Raw genomic sequence first — 21,267 nt, 5'->3', positions numbered from 1 at the left:
GTCGCGGGCGGCGCGCTGGCCCTCGCCGGGCTTGCCGGCCGGGCGTGTGCCCTGCGGCTTGCCGGCCGGGCGGCCGTCACGGCGCGCGTCGGCTCGACGATCCGGCTTGCGGTCGTTGGTTCGTTCGGGTTTGGGCGCGGCTTTGAAGCCAAGGCCCAGCAGCTGGTCGCGGAGAGTATCGCTCATGACGTCAGATCAGTAATGCGGAGGCGGCGGCTCTTCGGCCGAATCGGAATACAACGCGGTGCGGACCTTGCCGAGGTCTTCGAGCAGGATGCGGGTCAGGTCGGCATTGCGGTTGCCTTCCATGCGCGCATCGGCCAGGGCCTCGCTCAGTTCGGCCAACGCCTGCTCCTGGAAGGAGACGCGCATTTCCAGCTCGATCAGGCGTGCTTCCAGTGCCTGTTCGCGCTCGGAGGGTGTGGACTCATGCATTCAACGAACGTCCCCGGCCAATGCCGTAATAAGCCAGGCCCGCGGCTTCGATGTCCTGCGGGTCGTACAGATTGCGGCCGTCGAACACGACCGCATCGTTGAGCATCTCGCGCAGGCGGACGAAATCCGGGCTGCGGAACTGCTTCCATTCGGTCACCACGACCAGCGCATCGGCGCCCTCGAGGGCGTCGTAAGCGTTGTCGCAGAACACCAGATCATCGCGCTCGCCGAAAATGCGGCGCGCTTCTTCGGTCGCTTCCGGATCATAGGCGCGCACGTGCGCACCCGCCTCCCACAGCTGCGCCAGCAGGCGGCGGCTGGAGGCTTCCCGCATGTCATCGGTGTTGGGCTTGAACGCCAGGCCCCACACGGCGAAGGTCTTGCCGCGCACGCCTTCGTCCTCGCCACGATCGTAATGGCGCTGGATCAGGGCGTACAGATGGCCCTTCTGGTGCTCGTTGACGGCTTCCACCGCGTTCAACAGCTTCGGCTCATGGCCGTACTGTTGCGCGGTCCGGGCCAGGGCCTGCACATCCTTGGGGAAGCACGAGCCACCGTAGCCGGCACCGGGATAGATGAAGTGCCAGCCGATGCGCGGATCCGAGCCGATGCCCTGACGGACCTGCTCGATGTCGGCACCAACCTTCTCGGCGATGTTGGCGATTTCGTTCATGAACGAAATCTTGGTCGCCAGCATCGCGTTGGCCGCGTACTTGGTCAGCTCCGCCGAGCGCACGTCCATCTCCACCACGCGGTCGTGATTGCGATTGAACGGCGCATACAGGCGGCGCATCAGCGCGACCGATTCGGGATTGGACGCGCCCACCACGATGCGGTCCGGCCGCATGCAGTCGGCGACCGCGTCACCTTCCTTGAGGAATTCGGGGTTGGAGACCACGTCGAACGCGATCTCCACGCCGCGCTCGGCCAGCGCCTGCGCGATGGCCTCACGGACTTTGTCGGCCGTGCCAACCGGCACGGTCGATTTGTTCACCACCACCACCGGCACGGTGATGTGCCGGCCGATGGTGCGGGCCACGGCCAGCACGTACTGAAGGTCGGCACTGCCGTCCTCGTCCGGTGGCGTGCCCACGGCAATGAAGATCACCTGGCCATGCGCGATCGCGGCGGCGGCGTCGGAGGTGAAGGTCAACCGCGACGCATCGTGGTTGGCCTTGACCATCGGTTCCAGGCCGGGCTCATAGATCGGGATGATCCCGTTGTTGAGGCCGTCGACCTTGGCCTGGTCGATATCGACACAGATCACCTGGTGGCCAACCTCGGCCAGGCAGGTACCTGTGACAAGACCGACGTAGCCGGTACCGAAAATCGCAACGCGCATGGGCGGTGGTGCTCCAGATCCGTTACGGCAGAACGTTCAGCAGCTCGACGTCGAACGTCAGCGTCGCGTTCGGACCGATCGGGCCACCCGGGGTGCCCTGCTCGCCATAGGCCAGCTCGCCCGGAATCCAGAAGCGGTACTTCGAGCCGGTCGGCATCAGCGAAACACCTTCGGACCAGCCCTTGATCACCTGGTCCAGACCGAACTCGATCGGCTGGCCACGCTGGTAGCTGCTGTCGAAGACGGTGCCGTCGAGCAGCTTGCCTTCGTAGTTCACGCGCACCTTGCTGGTCGGCATCGGGCGCTCACCCGAACCCGGGCGCAGCACCTGGTACTGCAGACCCGAGGCGGTGGTCACCACGCCCGGCGCGGTCTTGTTCTTGGCCAGGAAGTTGTTGCCATCCACGCGGTTGGTACCGGCCTGGGCGGCGGACTTGGCTTCCATTTCAGCCTGCTTGCCCTTCATGAAGCCTTCCAGCGTGGCCTTGGCCTGCTCGGCGGTCATCTTCGGGGTGCCATTGTTGAAGGTGGTGCTGACCGCATCGAACAGCGCGTCCAGGTCCAGATCGTCCTTCAGCGGTGCCAGCGACGGGCCCACGGCGAAGCCGCCCAGCATCAGGCCGACCTTTTCACGGTCCACCTTCGGCGGCGCGGTACCCGGCGCAACGCCCGGAACCGGCTGGCCGCTCTTGGCCATCACGGCCTGGCGCAGGGCGGCATCGGTCTTCTGCGCCTCTTCCTGGCTGATCAGCGGCTGCTTGCCTTCAAAGGCATTGGTCACACCGCGGCGCAGGGCGGCCAGGTCGATCTCGCTGGAGATCGGACCGAACGAATTGGCCACATCGATACCGATGGCGTAGCCGAGCTTTTCCCGTTGGGTGTTCAAAGTGGAGGTCTCCTTGACAGCCGCGCGGGCGGCTGGTTGTTGCGACATCGCGGTACCGGTGGCACCCATCGCCAGAATCAGAACCGACGCCGCGGCGCCGCGCATTCCCATCTTCATTCGCTGCATTCCTGGAAGTGACTGGACGCCGACGTCGGCGCGAAAGCAACCATTGTCGCACGCGCGTCCGAGATGTCGATATCGTCAGCGCTTGTTTGCGGTGACAGAGAGTTCACGTTCGATCGCCGCCACCAGCTTCGGATCGTCCGGCGTGACCTTGCTCGGGAACTGCGCCACCACCCGGCCGTCGCGGCCGATCAGATACTTGTGGAAGTTCCAGCCCGGGGACACGCCCGTGGCAGTGGCAAGACTGCGATACAGCGGCGTCGCGTCCGGCCCGGTCACCACCACCTTCTGGAACATCGGGAACTTCACGCCGTAGGTCAGCGTGCAGAACTCCTGGATCTGGGTCTCGTCGCCCGGCTCCTGACCCTTGAAGTCGTTGGAGGGGAAGCCAAGCACCGAGAAACCACGCGCGGCGTACTTGCGCTGCAGTGCCTCCAGACCTTCGTACTGCGGGGTGAAACCGCACTTGCTGGCGGTGTTGACCACCAGCAGCACTTTGCCGCCGTACTGCTTGGCCAGGTTGACCTCGCCCTTCCCGGCCAGCGGGCGGTAGCTCACATCCAGCAGATCGGCCGCCTGGGCCGACGCGCCCACCAGCAGGCCGGCCGCCAGCAACAGCAAGGACCAACGCGCCCGGCGCGGAGCGCGGTCGCGACGGACAGACGACAGCAGAGACACGTGGTGCATCGCGACACTCCAAAGTGGGGACAACAAGGGGATGAACGGGCCAGGCAAGGGCTGCCAAGGCTGCGGCGGGCACTATATCACCGGTGTTTTTGCCGTCGGACGCCGCCGGTCCGCTGGTTTTGGGCATACACCAGCAAAGCGGTCGGCGCCACGTGCACGGCGCGGGTCCATCCCATTCAGGGGGCTGCTTTGCCGCTTCTGGCGGTGTCAGCCGCGGTGGCCGGCATCCGCATATCAGTGTCTGAATGCGCTTGTGGCTTGCCATACCATTGACATCAATGAATGTGCGCTGGCGCAGGTCGACGCCGCGAACTGATAAAATATTCTTTAGATTCAATGCCTTGGTATATTTCAAGCGCGATCATGCGGCCCCTGCCATCAGTTGGGTATCGCCCCCTGTTGATCTTCGGCGTGCCGGTGTTATAGTTGCATACAACACCAGTCACCTAGACAGGGGAAGCCCATGAACCGCATGCGCCACCGCCACGCCGCCAAAGCCGTCACCGCCGCCTCGGCGTTGCTCCTGCTCGGCTGGTTCGGCATCCCCTCCGGTGACGCTGGCAGCCCTGCCAGCGCCAATGTGTTTGAAGGCCCGCAGGACGCAGGCGTCATCGAGGCAGGGACCGCCAACGGCGCCCTCACGCCCCCCCGCCGGCTGCACAGCTCCCTGTCCATGCCTTACTTCTCATTCGCGCAGTCGCTGAACCCACGGAGCTGACCATGAGCGATATTCAATGGAGCGATGGTGCTCCGATCTACCGCCAGCTGAAAGAGCGCGTGATCGCCATGATGCTTGACGGCATCATCAAGCCTGGCGACGCCCTGCCTTCGGTCCGGCAGGTTGCCGCCGAGTACCAGCTCAACCCCATCACCGTATCGCGCGCCTACCAGGAACTGGCTGATGAAGGCCTGGTCGAAAAGCGCCGCGGCCTGGGCATGTTCATGACCGAAGAAGCGGCCACGCAGCTGCGCAGCAGCGAGCGCGACCGGTTCCTCAATGAAGAATGGCCGCTGGTCCTGGAGCGCATCCAGCGCCTGGGCCTGAACCTCGACGAATTGCTGCCCCAGGGGAAATCCTCATGAATGCCGTTGCAAGTGATGTCGTCATTTCCGCTCGAGGCCTGCGCAAGGCCTATAAACAGACCGTGGCGCTGGACAACACCAGTTTCACGATCGCACCCGGCCGCATCACCGGCCTGATCGGCCCCAACGGCGCCGGCAAAACCACCCTGCTCAAGGCGCTGCTCGGCCTGACCTCGGTGGAAGGCGAGCTGCGCGTGCTCGGGCTGGACCCGACCGAGCAGCGCAACGCCCTGATGAACGATGTGTGCTTCATCGCCGACGTGGCGGTGCTGCCGCGCTGGATGAAGGTGCGCGAGGCGATCGATTTCGTCGCCGGCACCCATCCGCGTTTCGACCGGGCGCGCTGCGAGCGCTTCCTGGCCTCCACCAAACTGCATCCCAAGCAGCGCGTGCGCGAACTGTCCAAGGGCATGATCGTGCAGCTGCATCTGGCCCTGGTGATGGCCATCGATGCCAAGGTGCTGGTGCTGGACGAGCCCACCCTGGGCCTGGACATCCTGTACCGCAAGGAGTTCTACCAGCGGCTGCTGGAGGACTACTTCGATGAGCAGAAGACCATCATCGTCACCACCCACCAGGTGGAAGAGATCGAGCACATCCTCACCGATGTGATGTTCATCCGTGATGGCCGCATCGTGCTCACCACCGATATGGAAGACATCGGCGAGCGCTATACCGAAGTGCTGGTCTCGGCCGACGCCGTGGAGGCCGCACGCGCGCTCAAGCCGATCGATGAACGCGCCCTGCCCTTCGGCAAGACCGTGCTGCTGTTCGACGGGGTGCCACGCGCCCAGCTCACGCCCCTGGGCGAAATCCGCAGCCCGGGGCTGGCGGATCTGTTCGTGGCCATCATGAAGGGAACCTACGCATGAACACCGTCAACCACCCCATCAGCAAAGCCAGCGCGTTCAAATGGCTGCTCAAGCGTGAGTACTGGGAAAACCGCGGCGGCTTCCTGTATGCGCCGGTGATCGCCGGTGGCATCTCGCTGGTGATGAGCCTGCTCGGCATCGTGTTCGGCCTGGTGGCCATGCACCGCGCAGTGAAGAGCGGCGACTTCCACCTCGCCAACGAGAGCGTCAACATCAATGGCCTGGATCTGAGCCTGCTGACCAACCAGCTCGATGCCAAGAACCTGCACGATCTCGGCAACGGCCTGAACCTGACGCTGATCCTCAGCTCCGGCTGGCCATTGATCGTGCTCGCCTTCGTGGTGTTCTTCTACTGCCTGGGCGCCCTGTACGACGACCGTCGCGACCGCAGCATCCTGTTCTGGAAGTCGCTGCCGCTGTCGGATACGTCCACGGTCCTGTCCAAGGCGCTGAGCGCGTTGTTGATCGCGCCGATCATCGCGGTGATCGCCTCGGCCCTGACCATGTTCGGCTTCCTGGTGATGATCTCCATCGTGGTGATCGCCCACGGCGGCGACCCGATGCTGCTGATCTGGGGACCGGCCAGCCCGCTGACCATCATCGCCGGCCATCTGTCCTGGATTCCGGTCTACCTGCTCTGGGCCCTGCCGACCGTCGGCTGGCTGCTGCTGTGCTCGGCCTGGGCCAAAACCAAGCCGTTCCTGTGGGCCGTCATGCTGCCGCTGTTCGCCGGCATCATTGTCAGCACCACCAAGGTGATGACCCTGTTCGACCTGACCGGTGGCTGGTTCTGGAAGCACATCGTCGGCCGCCTGCTGCTCAGCGCGGTGCCGGCCACCGACCAGTTCTACCGCGGCGAGTCGATGTTCAGCGGCAACGGCAACATGGACAACCTGGTCAACGAACTGGGCCCGAGCCATCAGCTGGCTGCCTTCGCGATGCCGGAACTTTGGATCGGTGCCGCCGTCGGCGTGGTGTTCCTGTTCCTGGCCATCCGCCTGCGCCGCCGCGCCGGCGAAATCTGATCCCCGCCCTTCACTGAGGAGCCACCCATGATCCGCACGCTCGCTGTTGCCTCCCTGTTGTTGCTGCCGCTGACCGCGCTCGCCGATGAACCGCAGTGCAAGTTCAATGAAGCCCGTGACCTCAAGCTCGACCTGGCCGGTGCCAAGGCGGTGGTGTTCGAAGTGAACCAGCACGACCTGGTCCTGCAGGCCGGCCCGGGTGCAGCCCAGCTGGGGGGGCGCGCCTGCGCCTCCAATGCGGACTGGTTGCGCGAACTGACCGTGACCCAGCAGAAAGTGGGCGACAAGCTGGTCGTCCGCCTGCAGCGCGACGCCCGCAACACGCTCACCATCAGCGGCAGCAGCTATGCCTACCTGGACATGCGCGGCACCGTGCCGGACACCATCCTGGTCCAGCTCAAGGTCGGCTCGGGCGATGCCAGCGTCACCGGTGCGCATTCGCTGAGCGCCGATGTCGGCTCGGGCGACATCAAGCTTCAGGAGATCAAAGGCCTGGTGACCGCAGCGGTCGGCTCGGGCGATGTCATCCTCGACGGTGCCGGTGCGCTGAACCTGCTTTCGGTCGGTTCCGGTGATTTCAAGGCCCGCAATATCCGCGGGGACGCCAAGGTCGGTACGATCGGCTCGGGCGACTTCGAGCTCGATACCGTGGGCGGCAATGTCGAGATCGGCGTAGTCGGCTCCGGTGATACCGACGTGCGCAAAGCCAAGGGCAACGTGCACGTCGGCACCGTCGGCTCCGGCGACACCGACCTGCGCGATATCGGCGGCAGCGTTACCGTGGACCGTCATGGGTCGGGCGATGTCACCGCGCGCGATGTCGGCGGCGACCTGCGCGTGGCCAACAGCGGCAGCGGCGATATCCGCCACAGCAACGTGCGCGGCCGGGTTGAACTGCCGCGCGGCAAGTAAGCCTCTCTTCCCCTCTGACGGATACGCATCATGACGACTCGACTGCTGCTGCCTGCCCTGCTGTTGTGCCTGCCCATCGCTGCCTGTACCGCCCCGGACAGTGGCAAGGGCAAGGCGCCCACCGACCAGAGCGCCGCCGCCCCGGCGACCAGCGCGCTGGAAGCCGATGGTGTGGGCAAGACTGTTCAGGAGGCCACCGACAAGGCCCGCAGGGAAATCACCCAGCGCAACATCTCCATCTCCAACGGTAAATCCCCGAAGGCCGAGATCAGCCCCCAGGGCGACCTGCTCATCGATGGCAAGGCTGTGCCCGTAGACGCCCACCAGCGTGCGCTGCTGCTGGACTACCGCAAGCAGGTCGAGCAGCTGGCCAGTGCCGGCATGGAGATCGGCGTGGCCGGTGCCAATCTGGGTGTGAAGGCGGCCGGCGAAGCGATCAAAGGCATGTTCTCCGGCGACACCCAGGGCATCGAGGCGCGCGTGAATGAAGAGGCCAGGAAAATCGAAGACCAGGCCAAGAAGCTGTGCGGGCTGCTACCCGGCATGATGGTGAAGCAGCAGGCGCTGGCCGCTGCGCTGCCGGCCTTCCAGCCCTACGCAACGATGGACCAGAGCGACATCGACGACTGCGGCAAGTAATCCCGGCACTGCCTGCGACGATGCGTCGCAGGCAGGCCCTTCCCGGCGCCGGAGGACTACAATCCCCCTTCCCGCCGCATGCGTTGCCTGCTCATGAAGAAGCTGAGTCTGTTGCTGTTCGCCCTGTTCTGCCTGGTCGCCACCGGTTGCGACCAGGAGTACCGCAATCACCGCGCCGAGCGCAGCAAGCCCAAGATCACCGTCAGCGACGGCATGGTCACCGTGCGCCGCGCGCCTGCGCCGAACATCATCATCCTGCCCAACGGGCACATGAAGATCGATGAGATCGAAATTCCGCTCAACGAGGAGCAGCAGGCGATGCTGCAGGGCATGTTCGGCCAGCTGCAGGTGCTGCGCCAGAACACCCTGACCGACGCCCCGCCGGACCCGGCCAAGCGCTCGGTGAAGATCCAGGTGCCGGACGGCATGCAGCCGATCCCGCCGGATCTGATCACGAAGATTCCGGAATTCAAGGACTACACCGAGACGTTCGGCAACCTGCAGGCCGCTCGCCACTAGGTAGTGCCGGCCGCTGGCCGGCTCCGCACCAAAAAAACGGGCCTTTCGGCCCGTTTTTCATATCAGGAACCGCGAGCGATCAACCGCCTCCACCACCACCGCCATGGATGCCACCGGCAGTCAGTGCCGCCGGATCCAGCAGCTTGCGCAGTTCGGCTTCGGACAGGCCACTGTCTTCCTTGGCCACGTCCAGCACCGGGCGCTGCTCCTTGTAGGCGCGCTTGGCGATCGCCGCCGCCTTCTCGTAGCCGATGATCGGGTTCAAGGCGGTCACCAGGATCGGGTTGCGATCCAGCGCCTCGCGGACGCGATCCTCGCGCACCTTCAGCCCGGCGATCGCGGTATCGGCGAGCAGACGCGTGATGTTGGCCAGCAGGTTGATGCCATCGAGCAGGTTGGCCGCGATCAACGGCAGCGTCACGTTCAACTGGAAGTTGCCGGTCTGGCCGGCCACGGTGATCGCGGTGTGGTGGCCGATCACCTGGGCGCAGACCATCACGGTGGCTTCGGGAATCACCGGGTTGACCTTGCCCGGCATGATCGAGCTGCCCGGCTGCAGCGCCGGCAGTTCGATCTCGCCCAGCCCGGCCAGCGGCCCGGCATTCATCCAGCGCAGGTCGTTGGCGATCTTGATCAGAGCCACCGCCAACGCATTGAGCTGGCCGGACAGTTCAACCGCATCGTCCTGTGCGGCCAGGCCTTCGAACTTGTTTTCCGCGCTGTCGAACTTGATGCCGGTCTGCTGCTTGAGCTGCTTGGCCACCAGCGTGCCGAACCGCGGATCAGCGTTGATGCCGGTGCCAATCGCAGTGCCGCCCAGCGGCAGCCGGCGAAGCCGCTTGAGGCTGTCCTCGATGCGATCCTGGGCCGACGACAACTGCGCCGACCACGCACCGAATTCCTGTTCGAAGGTCAGCGGCATCGCGTCCATCAGATGGGTGCGACCGGTCTTGACCACCTTGCGCAGTGCACGGCCGCGCTTGTCGATGGTCTTGCGCAGGTGCACCAGCGAAGGCAGCAGCTGCTCATGCACGCCCAGCAGCGCGGAGACACGCAGCGCGGTGGGAATCACATCGTTGGAGCTCTGCCCCTGGTTGACGTGATCGTTGGGATGCACCGCAGTCTTGCCGGCCTTGCCCGCACGGTTGGCGAGCGTGGCGATGACCTCGTTGGCATTCATGTTCGAGGAGGTACCCGAACCGGTCTGGTACACATCGATCGGGAAGTGCGCGTCGTGGCGGCCGTCGGCAACGTCCGCTGCAGCGGCTTCGATGGCTTTGCCGATGTTGCGCGGCAGATGACCCAGCTCGACATTGACGTTCGCTGCAGCGCCTTTGACCAGGCCGAGCGCGCGGATGAAACCACGCGGCATACGTTGGCCCGACACCGGGAAATTATCGACGGCGCGCTGGGTCTGCGCGCCCCACAATGCATCGGCGGGCACCTGCAGCTCGCCCATGCTGTCGTGTTCAATCCTGAAACCCTTGCTCATTGCTTCAACTCCGCACATCTTTCGTGGATGAAAGGGAACCTGCGGCTGGCAACGGGCCTGATTCCCTGGCTGGCGGCTCTGGTCACGATACTCTCAAGCACCGATGAAACCCAATAACGTGATTGATCGGCTAGACTCGGGATTCGCTTCCATTCAGACAGCCTGCCGCCCCCATGGGTGACGATCCCGACAGTAGTACCGGGCGTGCCGCCGCGCACGCACCGATGACCGCCCTCGCCGCCCTGGCGACCGCGAGTGCCGTTCTCGCCTTGGCAGCCGTGCTGCGGGGTCGTGAATGATCGGCAACCTCCTGCTCCTTGCGCTGGCGCTGCTGCTGGTGGTGCTCAACGGTTTCTTCGTGGCCGCCGAGTTCGCCCTGGTCAAGCTGCGCCACACCCAGGCCGTGGGCCTGGCGGAAAAACACGGCTGGCGCGGCCGCCTGCTGCTCAACGTGCACGCGCACCTGGATGCGTATCTGTCCGCCTGCCAGCTGGGCATCACGCTCTCCTCGCTGGGCCTGGGCTGGGTGGGTGAACCGGCGTTCGCGCATCTGCTGCAGCCGCTGTTCGATACGCTGGGGTTGACCCCGGAAGCCTCGCGCCTGACCGCTTTCATCATTGCCTTCAGCATCATCTCGTTCCTGCACATCGTGCTCGGCGAACTGGCCCCGAAATCGATGGCGATCCGCCGCCCGGAAGCGATGTCGCTGTGGACAGCCGCACCGTTGTACCTGTTCTACTGGGCGATGTACCCGGCCATCTGGCTGCTCAACAACAGCGCCAACGCGCTGCTGCGCTTGGCCGGCTGGGGGGATGTGGAGCACACCTCGCACCGTTATTCGCGCGAGGAACTCAAGCTCATCGTGGGCCGTCAGCAGCCCACCGGCACCGCGCCGGACCAGGACCTCACGCTGATGAGCCACGCGCTGGAACTGCCCGAGCTGGTGGCCGGCGATCTGATGCGCTCGCGCGACCATATGCGCTCGTTCCGCGACGGGATGAGCCTGGCCGACGTCATGGCCGAGTTCGCCGAGAGCCGCTACAGCCGCTACCCCTGGTTCGACCGCGATGGCGAGGAAGTGCTGGGCATCCTGCACATGAAGGACCTGCTGGTGGAAATCGCCCGCGGCCATCCGACCGACGACCTGCGCCCGCTGCTGCGCCCGGCCAACCTGATCGCGCTGGAGACTCCGGTGCCGCTGGTGCTGGAGCGCTTCCGCACCGGCACCACCCATCTGGCGCTGTGCGTGGAAGAGCACGGCCGCATCCTGGGCTACTTCACCCTGGAGGACCTGCTGGAAGTGGTGGTCGGCGATATCGAGGACGAGCACCCGCATATCGTCAAGGACGCCCCGACCCGAGGCGCGGACGGCACCCTGCTGGTGGCCGGCTCGACCTCGATCTTCCGGCTGGAGCGCCTGCTGGGGCATGACCTGAGCGCGCCCGACCATCTCAATTCGGTCGGCGGGCTGATCGTGCACCAGCTCCAGCGCCTGCCCGAAGAGGGCGAGCAGCTGGAGATCGACGGGCACCTGTTCACGATCAAGCGCATGGCCGGGCACCGGATCCAGGCGGTGACGGTGCGCATGGCACAGGCCGAGGACGCCGGGGCAGCGTAGAATGGCGGCCCCCGCTGCCACCGATCTGCGCCCTGCCATGTCCGAATTCGCCCTGCTCGCCCTGTCCCCGCTCGATGGCCGCTACGCCGGCAAGGTCGACGCCCTGCGCCCGATCTTCTCCGAATACGGCCTGATCAAGGCCCGCGTGAAGGTGGAAGTGGAATGGCTGCTGGCACTGGCCAATGAGCCGGGCATCGTCGAGCTGGCACCGTTCTCGGCTGCCGCCACCGCACGCCTGCGCGCCCTGGCCGACGACTTCGCCCCGGCCCACGCCGCGCGGGTGAAGGAAATCGAGCGGACCACCAACCATGACGTCAAGGCCGTGGAGTACTTCATCAAGGAGCAGCTCGCCGCCGATGCCGAGCTGGGCCCGGCGCTGGAGTTCGTGCATTTCGCCTGCACCAGCGAAGACATCAACAACCTCAGCTACGGGCTGATGCTTGAGCAGGCCCGCCGCGAGGTGCTGCTGCCGTCGCTGGACAACATCGCCGGCGTGCTGCGCGCTCTGGCCCACGCCCAGGCTGCCCAGCCGATGCTGTCGCGTACCCACGGCCAGACCGCCTCGCCGACCACCCTGGGCAAGGAAGTAGCCAACGTTGTGGCCCGTCTGGAGCGCCAGCGCCGCCAGATCGCCGCAGTGGAGCTGACCGGCAAGATCAATGGCGCGGTGGGCAACTACAACGCCCACGTCATCGCCTACCCCGACGTGGACTGGCCGGCCTTCGCCCAGCGCTTCGTGGAAAGCCTCGGCCTGGTGTTCAACCCGTACACCACCCAGATCGAACCGCACGACAACGTCGCCGAGATCGGCGATGCCGCGCGCCGCGCCAACATCATCCTGATCGATCTGGCCCGCGACGTCTGGGGCTATATCTCGCTGGGCTACTTCAAGCAGAAGCTCAAGGAAGGCGAAGTCGGCTCCTCGACCATGCCGCACAAGGTCAACCCGATCGATTTCGAAAACGCCGAAGGCAACTTCGGCATCGCCAACGCCCTGTTCGAGCATTTCAGCGCCAAGCTGCCGATCAGCCGCTGGCAGCGTGACCTGACCGACTCCACCGTGTTGCGTGCGGTCGGCACCGCCTTCGGCCACACCCAGGTCGCCCTGGACTCGCTGGCCAAGGGCCTGGGCAAGCTGACCGTCAACCCGGAACGTCTGAACGCCGACCTGGACGCCGCGTGGGAAGTGCTGGCCGAAGCCGTGCAGACCGTCATGCGCCGCCACGGCCTGCCCAACCCTTACGAACAGCTCAAGGCCCTCACCCGCGGCCAGGGCATCACCACCGAGTCGATGCAGGCCTTCGTCGAATCCCTGGAGCTGCCGGCCGACGCCAAGCAGAGCCTGCGCGCCCTGACCCCGGGCGGCTACATCGGCCTGGCGGCGGACCTGGCCAAAGCGATCTGAAGGCATGGGCGCGGCACCGTCGCGCCCCCGAATACCCGTCTATACGCTGCAAGGACCTCCCCCATGGCCGCACGCAAGATCAAAACCCCCGTCATCGACATCCAGGCCCGCCCCGGCCTGCCGCTGGGCATGCCCGCTGCCACCTTCCTGCGCGATTACTGGCAGAAGCGCCCGCTGCTCATCCGTGGCGCGTTCCCCGATTTCGAAACGCCGGTCCAGCCCGAAGACCTCGCCGGCCTGGCCTGCGAGGAAGGCGCCCTGTCGCGCCTGATCACGCACGATCGCGCCACCGATGGCTGGAGCGTGCGCACCGGCCCGTTCCAGGAAGAAGAATTCCCCGGCATGCCCGACCACGACTGGACCCTGCTGGTCCAGGACGTGGACAAGTGGGACGCCGACGTGCGCGCCCTGATCAGCCACTTCAACTTCCTGCCGCGCTGGCGCATGGATGACGTGATGATCAGCTTCGCCGCCACCGGCGGCTCGGTCGGCGCCCATGTGGACCAATACGATGTCTTCCTGCTGCAGGCCCATGGCCATCGCCGCTGGCAGATCGACGCCAGCGAATCCATCAAGGGCAAGCGCCCGCCGCTGGACTTCCGCGAGGACGTCGAACTCAAGCTGCTGCGCCGCTTCAAGCCGACCCACGACTGGGTGCTGGCCCCGGGCGACATGCTGTACCTGCCGCCGAACGTGCCGCACAACGGCGTCGCCGAAGACCCCTGCCTGACCTTCTCCTTCGGCATGCGTGCCCCGGCCTCGGCCGAGCTGATCAGCGACTACCTCGATACCCTGATCGACGGTGCCGACGAGTCCATCCGTTACCAGGATCCGGACCTGAAGGTGCCCGAGGACCCGAACGAGATCGACGTGGTCTCGATGAACCGCGTGGTCGAAGCGCTCAATGCGATCCGCATGAACGACCCGGACAAGCTGGGCGACTGGTTCGGCCGCTTCATCACCACCTACCGCGCCGCCGGGGAAGTGATGGCGCACGGCGAACCGCTGCCACGCGAAGAGATCGAAGCCGCGCTGGGCGCGGGCGTGGAACTGCAGCGCCACCCGTGGGCGCGGCTTGCCTGGCGCCGTGCCAAGCGTGGCGCCAGCCTGTACTGCAGCGGCCTGGACTTCGCCCTGCCGGTCAAGGACGCCCAGGTACTGGCCGGCACCGAACAGATCGGCGCGGCGCTGTACCAGAAGCTCTCCGCCAAGGGCCGTGATGCCGTGCAGGCGCTGGTCGCCGGCGGCTTCTACCAGCTGGTGGACGATGCCGGGTTCGAGGACGAAGACGACTACGTCGCCGAGTACGACATCGTCGACGGCACCGACGCGGTCGAGGTCATCGATGACGAGGCCATCCAGGCCGACGTGCACGAGGTCACCATCCACGACGACGGCATCGAAGTGATCGTCGATTTCGACGACAGCGACGAGACCGACGGCAAGGATGAGCCCCCGCGCGGCTGAACCGCCCGCCCGCCATGGCCGCCTCCGGTTTCCAGGTTGACGTGGTCGATTACCCGGCGCAGCACGCCGCGCTGCACCGGGTGCGGTTCACCGTGTTCGTCGAGGAACAGCAGGTACCGGCCGAACTGGAGATCGACGCGCTCGATCCCCTGAGCGTGCACGTCCTGGCCCGGGACACCGACGGCACGCCGATCGGTGCTGGCCGGCTCACCCCGGATGGCCGGATCGGCCGGATGGCGGTGCTTGCGGCATGGCGTGGCAAAGGCGTTGGCGACGCCCTGCTGCAGGCCCTGATCGATCAGGCCCGGGCCCGTGGCTGGCGCGAGGTCGGGCTGCATGCGCAGCTGCCGGCCCGCGTGTTCTACACCCGGCAGGGCTTCCTGCCCGAGGGCGAGGTGTTCGAAGAGGCCGGCATCGCCCACCAGCACATGCGCCTGGCCCTGTCCGGGGCGGTTGCGATCGACCGGGCCGAGGATGCCGTGGCGATCACCACCGCGCTGGTCCACCGCGCCCGCCGCCAGCTCTGGATCCACAGCCGCCAGCTCGACCCCGGCCTGCTTGATGCACCGCCGGTGCTGGAGGCGCTGCGCCGCTACGCCACCGCCCGCCACGGCAAACAGGCCTGGCTGATCGTCCACGACAGCGCCGCCATCCGTCAGGCCGGCTCGCCCCTGTTGACCCTGCTGCAGCGCCTGCCGAGCGTCTTCCGGGTGCGCGAAGTGAGCGATCCGATCGATCGCGCGACGGCATCGGCCTGTCTGCTCAATGACGCCGGCGACTACTACTTTCGTCTGAGTGGCCACCGCTTCGACGGTGAGGCGGCCTTGTCCCAGCCGGCACGTTCACGACCGTTGCAGGACGGTTTGCAGCGCGTATGGGAACGTTCGCGTGATTGCAGCGAACTGCGCGCACTGGGCCTGTAGCTCACCCCACGCTCCCGAACCTGTCTGGGAATGACACCGCGGTCCCCGCACTGGCCCGTACGGTGCCCCTTCCTGTCTCGATGGGGGTACAATTTGGGGTGTTAGATACCGCCCGCGCAGGGCTATTCACTTTTCCCTGCCGGATCATCGAAGCCTTACCCCACAAGCGAATCCGACTCTCCATCGTGGACAATCAACTGAAGCAGTTTGCGCAATCTTCGCAGCTCGCCGGCGGCAACGCCTCCTATATCGAGGATCTGTACGAGCAGTACCTCGTTTCTCCGGACAGTGTCGATCCCAAATGGAAGACCTACTTCGACGGCTTCCAGGGCCGCGAAGCCGGTGATATTCCGCATTCGGCCGTCATCGCCCACATTGCCGACGCCGCCAAGAATGCCGTCAAGAGCGGCACTGCCGCCGGTGCCGGCGACGAGCGCGAGCGCAATGTCGGCCGCCTGATCACCGCCTACCGTTCGCGTGGCCACATGGCCGCCCGCCTGGACCCGCTGAGCCTGACCGCGCCGACCAATCCGCCGGATCTGGGCCTGCCGTTCCACAGCCTGTCGGAAAGCGACCTGGGCAGTGAGTTCAGCACCGGCGGTGTCGCCGGCCAGCCGCGCATGAAACTGCGCGACCTGCTGGAGCGCCTGAAGAAGACCTACACCGGCTCGATCGGTGCGGAATTCATGCACATCTCCGAGGTCGAGCAGCGCCAGTGGCTGTACCAGCGCCTGGAACTGGCCGGTGGCAACTACAACCTCGATGCCGATACCCAGCGCCGCACCCTGGAGCGCCTGACGGCTGCCGAGGGTCTGGAGCGCTACCTGCACACCAAGTACGTCGGCCAGAAGCGCTTCTCGCTGGAAGGCGGCGATGCGCTGATCCCGATGATGGACACCATCATCCGTGACGCCGGCAAGGATGGCGTCAAGGACGTGGTGATCGGCATGGCCCACCGCGGCCGCCTGAACGTGCTGGTCAACACCCTCGGCAAGAGTCCGCGCAAGCTGTTCGACGAGTTCGAAGGCAAGTTCGAGCACGATGACCACGCCTCCGCCGGCGACGTGAAGTACCACATGGGCTTCTCGGCCGACGTCTCCACCCCGGGCGGCGCCGTCCACCTGGCGCTGGCGTTCAACCCGTCGCACCTGGAAATCGCCGATCCCGTCGTGGCCGGCAGCGTGCGCTCGCGCCAGGAACGTCGTGGCGATACCGCCCGCAAGCAGGTGATGCCGATCCTCATCCACGGCGACGCGGCCTTCTCCGGCCAGGGCGTGGTGATGGAGCTGTTCCAGATGTCCCAGGCCCGCGGCTTCGCCGTTGGTGGCACGGTGCACATCGTGGTCAACAACCAGGTCGGTTTCACCACCTCCAACCCGCTGGACACGCGCTCCACGCGCTACGCCACCGACGTGGCCAAGATGATCGCCGCCCCGGTGCTGCACGTGAACGGCGACGATCCGGAAGCCGTGGTGTTTGCTGCCCAGCTGGCCTTCGAGTTCCGCCAGAAGTTCGCCAAGGACGTGGTCATCGATCTGATGTGCTACCGCCGTTGGGGCCATAACGAGGCCGACGAACCGGCGATCACCCAGCCGCTGATGTACCAGGTGATCCGCAAGCACCAGACCACCCGCGAGCTGTACGCCGCGGCGCTGGAAGCTGCCGGCGTGATCGAAGCCGGTGGCGGCAAGGCGCTGGTCGATGCCTACCGCAACAAGCTCGATGCCGGCGAAGTCACCACCGAGCTGGCCCAGGTCGAAAAGACCCCGGCCACCAGCAAGATGTACGTGGATTGGCCCAAGCTGCTCAACGGCAAGCTCTCCGACGCGGTTTCCACCGCGGTCGGCATGGAGAAGGTCAAGCAGCTGGCGCAGATGATCAACACCGTGCCCGAAGGCGTGGAACTGCACTCGCGCGTGGCCAAGGTCTATGACGACCGCCGCAAGATGGCCGCCGGCGAGATCCCGGGCGACTGGGGCTTTGCCGAGAACCTGGCCTACGCCACCATCCTCGACGAAGGCAACAACCTGCGCCTGGTCGGCCAGGACGTGGGCCGCGGTACGTTCACGCACCGCCACGCGATCCTGCACGACCAGAAGACCGACAACTACTACCTGCCGCTGCGCCAGCTGGTCGAGTCGCCGGAACAGGCCACCATCATCGATTCGCTGCTCAGCGAAGAAGCGGTGATGGCCTATGAGTACGGCTTCTCCACCACCGATCCGAACACCCTGTGCATCTGGGAAGGCCAGTTCGGCGATTTCGCCAACGGCGCCCAGGTCGTGATCGATCAGTTCATCGCCGCCGGCGAAGCCAAGTGGGGCCGCATCACCGGCCTGACCCTGCTGCTGCCGCACGGTTACGAAGGCCAGGGCCCCGAGCACAGCTCCGCGCGTCTGGAGCGTTTCCTGCAGCTGTGCGCGCTGGAGAACATGCTGGTGTGCGTGCCGTCGACCCCGGCGCAGGCGTACCACATGCTGCGTCGCCAGATGCGCATGACCACCCGCAAGCCGCTGATCGTGATGTCGCCCAAGTCGCTGCTGCGCCACAAGCTGGCCGTGTCGACCCTGGACGAACTGGCCAACGGCGAGTTCCAGCACCTGATCGGCGATGCCAATGCAGACGCCAAGAAGGTCAAGCGCGTGGTGCTGTGCTCGGGCAAGGTCTACTACGACCTGCTGGAAGACCAGACCAAGCGTGGCCAGGACGATGTCGCCATCATCCGCGTGGAGCAGCTGTATCCGTTCCCGCGCGTGGCACTGGCAGCAGAGCTGAAGAAGTACGGCAAGGCGGCCGATGTGGTGTGGTGTCAGGAAGAACCGCAGAACCAGGGTGCCTGGTACCAGATCCGTCACCACCTGCAGGCGTGCCTGGCCGATGGCCAGAGCATCCATTACGCAGGTCGCGCCCGTTCGGCATCGCCGGCCGCTGGACACATGGCTGACCACATCATCGAACAGCAGAAGCTGATCGCCGATGCCCTGGTCAACCCGTTCAACGACTCGGTCGCTGAATAACTCTCCCCCTCATTCTAGAAAAGACAAACCAGGAAGCTCCCGCATGGCCACCGAAGTCAAAGCCCCGGTACTGCCCGAATCCGTCGCCGACGGCACCATCGCCACCTGGCACAAGAAGGTCGGCGATGCCGTCAAGCGCGATGAAAACCTGCTTGATCTGGAAACCGACAAGGTCGTCCTGGAAGTGCCGTCGCCGGTCGACGGCGTGCTGAAGGAGATCAAGTTCGAGGTGGGCGCCACCGTGACCTCCAGCCAGGTCGTGGCGATCATCGAAGAAGGCGCCGTGGCCGATGCCCCGGCTCCGGCCGCGGAAGAGAAGAAGGCCGAGGCCGCACCGGCCAAGGCGGCGGCTCCGGCCGCTGCCGCAGCGCCCGCACCGGCCGCCAAGTCCGCTGCCGACTCCCTGCCCCCGGGCGCCCGCTTCACCGCCATCACTGAAGGCGTGAACCCGGCCGACGTGGACGGCACCGGCCGTCGTGGCGCAGTGACCAAGGAAGACATCGTCAACTTCGCCCGTAACGGTGGCGCCGGCAAGTCCGGCGGCGCACGTCCGGAAGAACGCGTGCCGATGACCCGCATCCGCAAGCGCATCGCCGAGCGCCTGATGCAGTCCAAGAACGGCACCGCGATGCTGACCACCTTCAACGAGGTCGACCTGTCCAAGGTCTCGGCCGCGCGCAAGGATCTGCAGGACGAGTTCGTCAAGGCCCACGGCATCAAGCTGGGCTTCATGAGCTTCTTCGTGAAGGCCGCCGCCAACGCGCTGCAGCGCTTCCCGCTGGTCAATGCCTCGATCGATGGTGACGACATCATCTATCACGGCTACTCGGACATCTCGATCGCCGTGTCGACCGAGAAGGGTCTGGTGACCCCGGTGCTGCGCAACGTCGAGCGCATGTCCTTCGCCGACATCGAAAAGACCATCGCCGACTATGCCAAGAAGGCCCGTGACGGCAAGCTGAGCCTGGAAGAACTGCAGGGCGGCACCTTCACCGTGACCAACGGCGGCACCTTCGGCTCGCTGCTGTCGACCCCGATCATCAACCCGCCGCAGAGCGCCATCCTGGGCATGCACGCCATCAAGGAACGTCCGATCGCCCAGAACGGCCAGGTCGTGATCGCGCCGATGATGTATCTGGCGCTGTCCTACGATCACCGCATCATCGATGGCAAGGACTCGGTCCAGTTCCTGGTGGACATCAAGAACCAGCTGGAAAACCCGGGCCGCATGCTGTTCGGCCTGTAAGACCTCCCACCCCTCCGCGCCTGCGCGGAGGGGTTCTGGTAAAGAAACAAGGAATATCTCAATGGCTGAACAATTCGACGTCGTCGTCATCGGTGCCGGTCCGGCCGGCTACCATGCCGCCATCCGCGCCGCGCAGCTGGGTCTGAAGACCGCCTGCATCGACGCTGCGCTGGGCAAGGACGGCAAGCCGGCCCTGGGCGGCACCTGCCTGCGCGTGGGCTGCATCCCGTCCAAGGCGCTGCTGGATTCCTCGCGCCAGTTCTGGAACATGGGCCACATCTTTGGCGACCACGGCATCAGCTTCAAGGATGCCAAGATGGACGTCGAGGCGATGGTTGGCCGCAAGGACAAGATCGTCAAGCAGTTCACCGGCGGCATCGCCATGCTGTTCAAGGCGAACAAGGTCACCGCGTACTACGGTTTCGGTGAGCTGCAGCCGGGCAACATCGTCAAGGTGAAGCAGCACGACGGCTCGGAAGTCGAGCTGAAGGGCACCAACGTCATCATCGCCGCCGGTTCGGATTCGATCGAACTGCCGTTCGCCAAGTTCGACGGCGAGACCATCGTCGACAACGTCGGCGGCCTGGACTTCACCGAAGTCCCCGCCCGCCTGGCCGTGATCGGTGCCGGCGTGATCGGCCTGGAACTGGGCAGCGTCTGGAAGCGCCTGGGTTCGGAAGTGACCATCCTGGAAGCCCTGCCGGACTTCCTGGCGGCCGCCGATGCCGAAGTGGCCAAGACCGCCTTGAAGGAATTCAAGAAGCAGGGCCTGGACATCCGCCTGGGCGCCAAGGTCTCCAAGGCCGAGGTGACCGGCAAGGGCAAGAAGAAGGAAGTCGCCCTGACCTACACCGATGGTGAAGGCGAGAAGAGCCTGATCGTGGACAAGCTGCTGGTGGCCGTTGGCCGTCGCGCCGCCACCAAGGGCCTGCTGGCCGAAGGCACCGGCGTCAAGATCAACGAGCGTGGCCAGATCGAAGTGGACGCGCACTGCCACACCGGCGTCAATGGCGTCTGGGCGGTCGGTGACTGCGTGCGCGGCCCGATGCTGGCGCACAAGGGCTTCGAGGAAGGCATCGCCGTGGCCGAGCTGATCGCGGGCCTGCCGGGCCACGTCAACTTCGACACCATCCCGTGGGTGATCTACACCGAGCCGGAGCTGGCCTGGGTCGGCAAGACCGAGCAGCAGCTCAAGGACGAAGGCATCCCGTACAAGGCCGGCAGCTTCCCGTTCGCCGCCAACGGCCGGGCCGTGGCGATGATCGAGCCGACCGGCTTCGTGAAGGTCCTGGCGCATGCCGAGACCGATCGCATCCTGGGCATGCACCTGGTTGGCGCGAATGTGTCCGAGCTGGTGCACGAAGGCGTGCTGACCATGGAGTTCAGCGGTTCGGCCGACGATCTGGCGCGCATCTGCCACGCGCATCCATCGCTGTCGGAAGTGGTGCATGACGCCGCCATGGCCGTGAGCAAGCGCGCGATCCACAAGGCCAACTGAGCCGTGTTGGTGGCGTAACGAAAAACCCCGCTTCGGCGGGGTTTTTTGTGGGCGGTCGGTGAGGTAGACCGCTGCCGC

General features: G+C 65.7%; 19 protein-coding genes and 1 pseudogene. 14 read left to right on the top strand and 6 right to left on the bottom strand.

Annotation, left to right across the window (positions count from 1 at the left end; translation table 11 throughout):
* The 5 genes and pseudogenes from ACE026_RS12755 to ACE026_RS12735 all read right to left on the bottom strand — a co-directional run.
* Positions 1-186, bottom strand: a pseudogene (locus tag ACE026_RS12755) (DUF2058 domain-containing protein); the annotation flags it as partial.
* Positions 187-195: 9 nt separating this feature from the next.
* The gene (locus tag ACE026_RS12750; protein ID WP_019185948.1) at positions 196-435 is read right to left on the bottom strand and encodes a SlyX family protein; all 240 of its coding nucleotides are present in this window, start codon (positions 433-435) and stop codon (positions 196-198) included.
* On the bottom strand, positions 428-1,777 hold the full coding sequence (locus tag ACE026_RS12745) for a UDP-glucose dehydrogenase family protein (protein WP_486039278.1): 1,350 nt from the start codon (positions 1,775-1,777) through the stop codon (positions 428-430). Before ACE026_RS12745 ends, ACE026_RS12750 begins: the two co-directional genes overlap by 8 nt.
* 22 nt (positions 1,778-1,799) lie before the next feature.
* Positions 1,800-2,780: an FKBP-type peptidyl-prolyl cis-trans isomerase N-terminal domain-containing protein gene (locus tag ACE026_RS12740; RefSeq protein ID WP_350463925.1), complete on the bottom strand. Its 981-nt coding sequence runs from the start codon at positions 2,778-2,780 to the stop codon at positions 1,800-1,802.
* 84 nt (positions 2,781-2,864) lie between these two features.
* Positions 2,865-3,473 carry a glutathione peroxidase gene (locus ACE026_RS12735; RefSeq protein WP_346494268.1) on the bottom strand — a complete coding sequence of 203 codons (609 nt, stop codon included), beginning with the start codon at positions 3,471-3,473 and terminating at the stop codon, positions 2,865-2,867.
* A gap of 463 nt (positions 3,474-3,936) precedes the next feature.
* Between ACE026_RS12735 and ACE026_RS12730 the strand changes: the two genes are divergently transcribed.
* The 7 genes from ACE026_RS12730 to ACE026_RS12700 all read left to right on the top strand — a co-directional run bounded on the left by ACE026_RS12730 (position 3,937) and on the right by ACE026_RS12700 (position 8,523).
* A complete protein-coding gene (locus ACE026_RS12730) occupies positions 3,937-4,191 on the top strand; it encodes a hypothetical protein (RefSeq protein WP_486039277.1) in 255 nt (84 codons plus the stop codon).
* Positions 4,192-4,193: 2 nt separating this feature from the next.
* A complete protein-coding gene (locus ACE026_RS12725; protein ID WP_019185943.1) occupies positions 4,194-4,556 on the top strand; it encodes a GntR family transcriptional regulator in 363 nt (120 codons plus the stop codon).
* The gene (locus tag ACE026_RS12720; protein WP_121037935.1) at positions 4,553-5,428 is read left to right on the top strand and encodes an ABC transporter ATP-binding protein; all 876 of its coding nucleotides are present in this window, start codon (positions 4,553-4,555) and stop codon (positions 5,426-5,428) included. Before ACE026_RS12725 ends, ACE026_RS12720 begins: the two co-directional genes overlap by 4 nt.
* Positions 5,425-6,453, top strand: a complete 1,029-nt coding sequence (locus ACE026_RS12715) for a hypothetical protein (protein ID WP_486039276.1) — start codon at positions 5,425-5,427, stop codon at positions 6,451-6,453. The genes ACE026_RS12720 and ACE026_RS12715 overlap by 4 nt, the downstream gene beginning before the upstream one ends.
* Positions 6,454-6,480: 27 nt before the next feature.
* Complete coding sequence (locus ACE026_RS12710; RefSeq protein ID WP_486039275.1) at positions 6,481-7,365, top strand: DUF4097 family beta strand repeat-containing protein; 885 nt, start codon at positions 6,481-6,483, stop codon at positions 7,363-7,365.
* Between the two features lie 30 nt (positions 7,366-7,395).
* On the top strand, positions 7,396-8,004 hold the full coding sequence (locus tag ACE026_RS12705; RefSeq protein WP_486039274.1) for a DUF2884 family protein: 609 nt from the start codon (positions 7,396-7,398) through the stop codon (positions 8,002-8,004).
* Between the two features lie 93 nt (positions 8,005-8,097).
* The gene (locus ACE026_RS12700) at positions 8,098-8,523 is read left to right on the top strand and encodes a hypothetical protein (protein WP_313212783.1); all 426 of its coding nucleotides are present in this window, start codon (positions 8,098-8,100) and stop codon (positions 8,521-8,523) included.
* A 79-nt stretch (positions 8,524-8,602) separates the two neighbouring features.
* On the opposite strand, the gene ACE026_RS12695 is transcribed toward ACE026_RS12700, so the two are convergent.
* Positions 8,603-10,015: a class II fumarate hydratase gene (locus tag ACE026_RS12695; RefSeq protein WP_486039273.1), complete on the bottom strand. Its 1,413-nt coding sequence runs from the start codon at positions 10,013-10,015 to the stop codon at positions 8,603-8,605.
* Between the two features lie 295 nt (positions 10,016-10,310).
* On the opposite strand from ACE026_RS12695, the gene ACE026_RS12690 reads away from it, so the two are divergent.
* The 7 genes from ACE026_RS12690 (at position 10,311) to lpdA (ending at position 21,189) form a co-directional block, all read left to right on the top strand.
* Entirely contained in the window at positions 10,311-11,633 is a 1,323-nt protein-coding gene (locus ACE026_RS12690) for a hemolysin family protein (protein ID WP_486039272.1), read from the top strand.
* Positions 11,634-11,670: 37 nt separating this feature from the next.
* The gene (purB, locus tag ACE026_RS12685; RefSeq protein ID WP_486039271.1) at positions 11,671-13,038 is read left to right on the top strand and encodes an adenylosuccinate lyase; all 1,368 of its coding nucleotides are present in this window, start codon (positions 11,671-11,673) and stop codon (positions 13,036-13,038) included.
* A 63-nt stretch (positions 13,039-13,101) separates the two neighbouring features.
* On the top strand, positions 13,102-14,505 hold the full coding sequence (locus ACE026_RS12680) for a ribosomal protein uL16 3-hydroxylase (RefSeq protein ID WP_486039270.1): 1,404 nt from the start codon (positions 13,102-13,104) through the stop codon (positions 14,503-14,505).
* A gap of 14 nt (positions 14,506-14,519) precedes the next feature.
* Complete coding sequence (locus ACE026_RS12675) at positions 14,520-15,428, top strand: GNAT family N-acetyltransferase (RefSeq protein ID WP_486039269.1); 909 nt, start codon at positions 14,520-14,522, stop codon at positions 15,426-15,428.
* A 185-nt stretch (positions 15,429-15,613) separates the two neighbouring features.
* Positions 15,614-18,445, top strand: coding sequence for a 2-oxoglutarate dehydrogenase E1 component (locus tag ACE026_RS12670; RefSeq protein WP_462092096.1), 2,832 nt, complete (start codon positions 15,614-15,616; stop codon positions 18,443-18,445).
* Positions 18,446-18,488: 43 nt separating this feature from the next.
* On the top strand, positions 18,489-19,691 hold the full coding sequence (gene sucB, locus ACE026_RS12665) for a dihydrolipoyllysine-residue succinyltransferase (protein WP_121037965.1): 1,203 nt from the start codon (positions 18,489-18,491) through the stop codon (positions 19,689-19,691).
* A gap of 61 nt (positions 19,692-19,752) precedes the next feature.
* Positions 19,753-21,189 carry a dihydrolipoyl dehydrogenase gene (gene lpdA, locus ACE026_RS12660; protein WP_121037968.1) on the top strand — a complete coding sequence of 479 codons (1,437 nt, stop codon included), beginning with the start codon at positions 19,753-19,755 and terminating at the stop codon, positions 21,187-21,189.
* Positions 21,190-21,267 lie beyond the last annotated feature (78 nt).

The sequence above is a fragment of the Stenotrophomonas sp. AGC87 genome (genome assembly GCF_057333975.1).
This window is presented reverse-complemented; position numbering and strand designations above follow the sequence as displayed.